Raw genomic sequence first — 6,342 nt, forward strand, 5'->3', positions numbered from 1 at the left:
TAAGGACGCCACCCATACAATAACAATTAAAATCAAATTTTATGCATAATCTGAATTTCAACGAGCAAACTAATAAATACGCGTTTTTCTCCAAACAAGAAATTGCCTGGCACCAAAAAGGGCAGATTGTAAGCGAATACCTTACCAGCTCCGAAGCAATTAAGGCGGCACAACTCAACTTTACCGTAGGTATCGCACCAAACATTCATATGTACCCGGTGGTCGGGGACCAATGGAATAAAGAAGACAAGGATTCTTATTTCACATTCAGTACCCAGCAGGGCGATAAACTGAGCGCTAAACTGCATAACAATACAATGGCCGATCAAAACGCGCCCGCCGCATTTCTGGCAAAAGTATCGGATGATTCATTTTATACCTACCGGACGGATAACGGCGACATATTAGGTACCAAGCTCGGAAAAGAGTACCATGTGGTACAGAACGAGGACGCGTTTAGCTTTTTTGATGCTATTGTAGGTGGCGAAGGAGGCATCATGTATGAAACAGCGGGAGCGCTGGGTAAAGGAGAAACCATATTTATAACGGCAAAGCTACCGAATTATATACGGGTTGGTAGCGGGGACGATGTCCTAAGGCAATACCTGTTTCTCACCACGTCACACGATGGCAGTGGCTCCATTGTAATCGGATTTACACCTATTCGTATTGTCTGCAATAATACCTTAAATGCAGCCCTCCGCAATTGTACGAACGTAAAACGGTTCCGGCATACGGCCAATGTTAGGGACCGACTACTAAAAGCGCATGAAGTGATGGGAATGACCAATACCATGACTGAACAGCTTTCCGGCATCCTTAACCAGATGGCTAAAGTCCGCATAAGTGACCCCGAGGTAAAACGACTGATTCAAATAGCCCTCGCCTCTAAAGAAACACGCGCCCTCTTAAAGGATGGCAAAGAGGAAGAAACATCTACACGGTTTAAAAACGCCGTTGAAGCAGCCGTCGGGTATGCGCAAGGTAGCCCTTCCCAGCAACTGGAAACTACTAAAGGAACGGTTTACGGGGCATACAATGCCATCACCGGGTATTTTCAAAATGTACGCGAGTACAAATCGATTGACACTAAAATGGAAGCGCTTTATTATGGTGGCTACGCACAACAGCGCTCACAGATCGTATTTGACCTTTGCCAGTCTTATATGAAGTATGGCAGCGATGCCTTGATCCTGAACTAATCACCCCTGGAGCGGGGCACCTCCCCCGCTCCTTTTTTCTTCGAAAACGCCGGGCAACGCACCGGCCATTTTCAAGTATTGAATTAACCAAAATGCGGCTAGCAACCGAATTATCTAACCCTGGGAAAAAGCGACGTTGTTACATGAGCTTTTACCCACCAAAATAAAGGGCTTTTTATCCCATATAGAACAGTACGGCCTTACAACCTAGGCAGGAAACTAAAAAAGCTGTGAGTCGAAATCCGAATTAACATTGCCGCAGCCCGTTGGCTCAAGCTGGCCCAAAAGGCGGCCGATACCATCACCGCCAAACGGCAGGAACAGACCACAAGCCCGACGCGTTTGCCCCACGAACTTTTCAGCGGCTATCTGGGCGTGTTTACCGTTCACTCCTGCAAGCTTACATTACCCGCAGAGGGTATCGTTTCGGCAAGGCGTTATATGCCTGTTCAGTCTTGAACCCGCAGCAAAGCTACCGTTTCAAAAAGAATGAAATCTAGTGCGGTAGTGAAACGGCAGCTTGTTTATTCCTTAGAAACGAACACACATTTCTTCAGCACATTAACCATTTCTTATGAAGCAACTAGAGCGGATTCCATCACTATCTCCGCATGATAGTCGCTAAGATTATTACATCTGCGGTTTGGCCGTGATTATACCCCGGCCTCCAACTGGGCGATAAAAAAATAAGCGCTATTACCACAGGCCACTTTTTATGGAAGCGCCACCCTTGGGCAGTAAGCGTAAAGGTTATATAATATCATTGAAAGTTTTTGATCAGCATAAAGCAACTCAAAGCACTGGGCGCCACCAAAGCCCGTTACCAGCCCTTTTTATTTCACCTTGAAAAACAAAAGCTATGACACGATCAAATGTTTATATCAAACTCACCGGCGGCAGAAAGCTACTTTTTGTTTTGGGCAGCACCAGTTCACCAGGCCAAAGATTTATCGTTGAAAAATTTCTTACTCCCTTACTAGCATTGAATGACCCATCCAAAGAACTCGAATGGATTGAAACCTTTGCAGATCATGTGAATGAACTTCATACAGATGCCAGCTACCGGTATGTTATCGATCTTGAAAAAAAGACTGTCCGTTTTTACGAGGAACACTACAACCACAAAACTGGTACATTTTGGAAAGGAAAAGATTTGACCGAAGAACGCTACTTACCCTATGTGCGTTCGCTAAACCCACCCCAAACGTCTTAAACGACCCGTAAGTAGCAAGCCCTTGCTTATATGAATATACCCTAGGGCTGCAGCAGGGACACATGGCCGGGAAGCTGCCGCCCTGCTATGTATATTGAAATTGGAAGGCAGGACGGCAGCTTGAATAGCTTATAAAATAAATATTTTAAATGAAGACATAATGCAATACCTACACAACAATAGTGAACAATATCTTTTCGACCGTAATCTAGGAGGGCTATGGATGATCGGGAAACTGCTGCTCGAAACCTTCCTATATTTACCGCTGCTTTTTACCGGTTACCTATTATCCGACTTACTATTGAATAAAGAAGAAGCGGCCGTCCTGTGGATGACCACGACTGCTATTTTTGCTGTTGCGCACTTCTTTTTTATCTATTTTTTAAAGGGAATGATCGTAGCCCTGTTGAAGGCAAAAAACTTTCTTTGGATTCCGATTTTTCTAATTTGCATCGGATATACCGGTTTTGCCCCCGGATGGATGGTGTTACGATTGATTGATAAGTCCATACTACAACTAAATCCCACCACGGGTAGGATCTTTACCTGGATGATTGTCAGCGCAACAACACTAATTAGCTACCGGCGCTTTAGCTTCCTGACCGATAACGCACCGACCTTAGCACTTCCACTATATTTCCTGGGTTACTGGCTAGTCAAAAAGTTTACATGATCACATGATTAAAAAACAGCATCAATGGAGTTACTGTAAGGTGCTTGCTAGTATAGGAACAAAAGATTAAAAAAATCGCAGGACAATTCGAATGCTAGAACAATCTTATTCGAGATTAAAAGACGGCAAGTGTTGCCACATACACTTAGTGCTTCCCAAAGTAGGCGGCCGTATAATCTTTTCGGTGAGTTGTCGATTAATGCCAACTGACTTTCAGAAGAATTACGGTTAACTTGTTGCATAAATGCACACCGGTTGCCTTCCTTGTAGTAGTCTTAATAAGTTAATCCATCCTCCTTGAAGTTGCTTTCCTTTTTTGGGCTGCCTTTTCAAAATAGGATTTTCGTTAAAAATTAGCCTAACAATTTCAAACCTATCAACTTTAACAAGGGCAGCAATCTTATATATGTCTTTTAAATCATCTTCGGCTGCCTATTAGTCATAGATTATCTAAAATGTCACTCGCAGCAAGTAAAAAAGCCGCAGCGAGTACTGCACTGCGGCTTAAACATTTCCTTCAAAAACCTATTACAAACTTCGTTTTTCGACAGAATCACTTATACAGCTAGTATAATTATTCTAAGATAATTATACTAGTAGTTTCTCGCATTAAAAGCCAATCATAAATCTTAAACCAATATCAACAGTCTCTGCCTACTTAAAATTCATTGGTAAGAGTGCGTATGAAAAAATCATTCTTTATAAATCTTGTAATTGCCTCCTTCGTCGACTAAATAGTCGTTTATATCCGAAAGCACCTCTATTTTCTTTATTATATCGTTCTCAATAAAAATATCATATTCGTTTGGAAGAATTTCATAATTACAAGAAGGGCAATGACTAGATTCCAATATGCCATAAACTTTAACTTCTTTTATACCTGGCCTGCCTATATCATTTCCACCCCATGTAATCTTATCTCCTATTTTATATTCTATTTGCCAAGTATCACCAAACTTAAACTGTATCCTACCTTTGAAATAGACCGTACAATTCGAACATTGAAGTTCTGCTATTAGTATATTAAATGCGCTCATTCTAATGAGTTTTAAATGGCACTCCAAAAGCCTGTAAAAAATTTATTAATCGTTTGTCATTTGTAAGAACAGAGGCGTTATTATTAATTGCACCTCCAACAATACTGGCATCATTCGTATGCAATTTTCGCCCAAGGCTTGCTGCTTTAGCCTGAAGCCACTGAACCTGATTGGCAGATGCTCCATTTTTACCTATTGTTGCCCCAATCTCTATCATAAAGCTCTTTAACTGCTGTTTATCTCCCTTCGCAAGAAATTCTTTTGCAGCAGTTATAGAAACAATCGGCTTATCGCTTCCGATAGATTTAATAACTGCATCTTTTCCGCCCCCTTCCACGGCTTTAATAAGAGCATTATTATCTAAGCTAACCACACCACGTTGTGTTACTTTAGTCGCAACCTGTTCAACTCTTCCAACAGGAAAAAAGATCATTGCTGTTTGAACACCTGAAACTGCCCTGGATTTATCTTCCTGAAAATCACTTTCAGCACTTTTCCCTGTGACAAGTTCTACAACAGGAGTAAGAGGATTAATCGTAGTATTTATTTCCCGCGCTACAGTAACAGCACCATCATATAAAGATTTTCCGGTTTCTACTGCTGCGTCCTTAATATCCTTCCAAAGTTCTTTACAGCATGTTTGGCCCTTATCACCTAACGGATCGCTAAATCTTATTGGATTGTTAAAATTAGAGGCGTATGGAGACCACATTTCCAGATCTTCTATTTTCGGATCGATTTCCCACCATCGACCTATTTGCGGATCGAGTTCTCTTAACTGAGCATCATACATTTCAATATCTAATCCGTCTTCCTTCTCAATTCCGTTATATTTTAATTTATTCTCAGGCTCCCCATAGCCTAACGCCTTCGAACTAATCCCGGCCATCGTTAACCCAAATGGATAATAATGCGTTTCTTCCAATACAGGCCCGGGCAAATGCGTTACCTGCAGGTTATCAAAGAACACATCAATGTTCGGGGTTTCATTGGAAACGTAAATATACAAAAAACCACTTTTATTAATTGGAACTCCGGCAAACTGATGCTTCTTCAACTCCTGGTCGATACCTACCTGATCAACTCCGCCGCTTACATACTGTAACTGATCATCGAAGAGTATCCAGTTCAGGTAAGCCTTTGGCCGTGAAGAATTATAACGCTGGTCTTTTAAAAACTCCAATGCACCAATGTTAAACATTTTCGCGGGACTTAACTGCTGGCCGGCAATTTTACCGCCTGGCCCTCTTCCTACGCTGGCAGCAAGCGCCATTGCAAGTTCATTTAATGGACTAACAGGCTTACCAGGCGTTACGCCATTCAATCTATACCAGCTGTTCACCCTTACATTAAACTTATCACCCGGCATTACTTTCAACACAATAGCAGGTCCTATTTTTTGTCCATCGCCCCTGAGCTTCGCTACCTTCTCATTTGGATTGTCAGAAGTATCACTGGGATAACCAGCCGGTTTATTGCTTCTGGTGGCGTCGTTTACATTACGATACAACGCTTCTTCGACGGCAACTGAAGCAGTTTCCATAGTCGCTGCCGGATACATATTTACTGCCTGCTCTTCGGTAAGCACCATACGCACATTCCCTAAATGGTCCTTCAGGAAGTAATCAAAGGTAAAGCCGGTTATATTGTCATTGGCATCTTTTAGGGCTCTTATTCTTCCCTCTTCATGCATCATGAACTGCAGTCTGTCATTTTCATAAACAGCCCCCCCCGTGTACAATATCGTTTTAAGAGGTTGCCCGTTTTCAGCGATCTCTTTTTTCAGTTTATTACCGGCAGCATCATACGTATAGGTTATCGTTCCTTTTCCTGTAACAGTGATAACAGATGGTAAATTTAGGTAATTGTAAGCAATATTGCTTATTGCCTTGTTGTTGTCCTGAATAAGATTACCGTTTATATCGTAATTATAATCAGCTCCGGCGCCATTACTGCCATCTTTAAAATCCCCCAGCGTGGTATTGGGATCGCTGGCCGCATCTGTGACATGGTTCAACTTATTGCTATTATTCAGATAACCATACGTTAACTGATCAATCAATGGTGAAGTACTTCCTTTGAGGCCTTTCTGATTCATGGTGAGCAGATTGCCGTTCGGATCATAGGAAATACCGGTAACACTGAAATCAATATTTGCCGATTTATTAAAAATTGCAGTTGCACCGGAACCGGAAACCCATTGATTAAAATCTGCAC

At 42.0% G+C, this 6,342-nt stretch carries 5 protein-coding genes; 3 read left to right on the forward strand and 2 right to left on the reverse strand.

Annotation, left to right across the window (positions count from 1 at the left end; translation table 11 throughout):
* Window positions 1–41: 41 nt before the first annotated feature.
* The 3 genes from JUB15_RS27780 to JUB15_RS27790 all read left to right on the forward strand — a co-directional run bounded on the left by JUB15_RS27780 (window position 42) and on the right by JUB15_RS27790 (window position 3,088).
* A complete protein-coding gene (locus JUB15_RS27780; RefSeq protein ID WP_207515978.1) occupies window positions 42–1,202 on the forward strand; it encodes a DUF932 domain-containing protein in 1,161 nt (386 codons plus the stop codon).
* A gap of 859 nt (window positions 1,203–2,061) precedes the next feature.
* Entirely contained in the window at window positions 2,062–2,415 is a 354-nt protein-coding gene (locus JUB15_RS27785; protein ID WP_207515980.1) for a penicillin-binding protein, read from the forward strand.
* A gap of 160 nt (window positions 2,416–2,575) precedes the next feature.
* Complete coding sequence (locus JUB15_RS27790; protein WP_207515982.1) at window positions 2,576–3,088, forward strand: hypothetical protein; 513 nt, start codon at window positions 2,576–2,578, stop codon at window positions 3,086–3,088.
* A gap of 692 nt (window positions 3,089–3,780) precedes the next feature.
* Here the strand turns inward: JUB15_RS27790 and JUB15_RS27795 are convergent.
* Both JUB15_RS27795 and JUB15_RS27800 read right to left on the reverse strand, forming a co-directional pair.
* Window positions 3,781–4,125 (reverse strand): hypothetical protein, encoded by a 345-nt coding sequence (locus tag JUB15_RS27795; protein ID WP_207515984.1) that lies wholly within the window; start codon window positions 4,123–4,125, stop codon window positions 3,781–3,783.
* Between the two features lies 1 nt (window position 4,126).
* Window positions 4,127–6,342: RHS repeat domain-containing protein (locus JUB15_RS27800; protein ID WP_305068369.1), on the reverse strand; the 2,216-nt coding region annotated here is incomplete at its 5' end.

The sequence above is a fragment of the Longitalea luteola genome (assembly GCF_017356035.1).
In the GTDB taxonomy this organism is placed as follows: Bacteria; Bacteroidota; Bacteroidia; order Chitinophagales; family Chitinophagaceae; genus Niastella; species Niastella luteola.

What these genes read in the sequence shown, in the direction of transcription:
- JUB15_RS27790 (WP_207515982.1), top strand. Translation starts at nt 2,576, where the DNA reads ATGCAATACCTACACAACAATAGTGAACAATATCTTTTCGACCGTAAT.
- JUB15_RS27780 (WP_207515978.1), top strand. Translation starts at nt 42, where the DNA reads ATGCATAATCTGAATTTCAACGAGCAAACTAATAAATACGCGTTTTTC.
- JUB15_RS27795 (WP_207515984.1), bottom strand. Translation starts at nt 4,125, where the DNA reads ATGAGCGCATTTAATATACTAATAGCAGAACTTCAATGTTCGAATTGT.
- JUB15_RS27785 (WP_207515980.1), top strand. Translation starts at nt 2,062, where the DNA reads ATGACACGATCAAATGTTTATATCAAACTCACCGGCGGCAGAAAGCTA.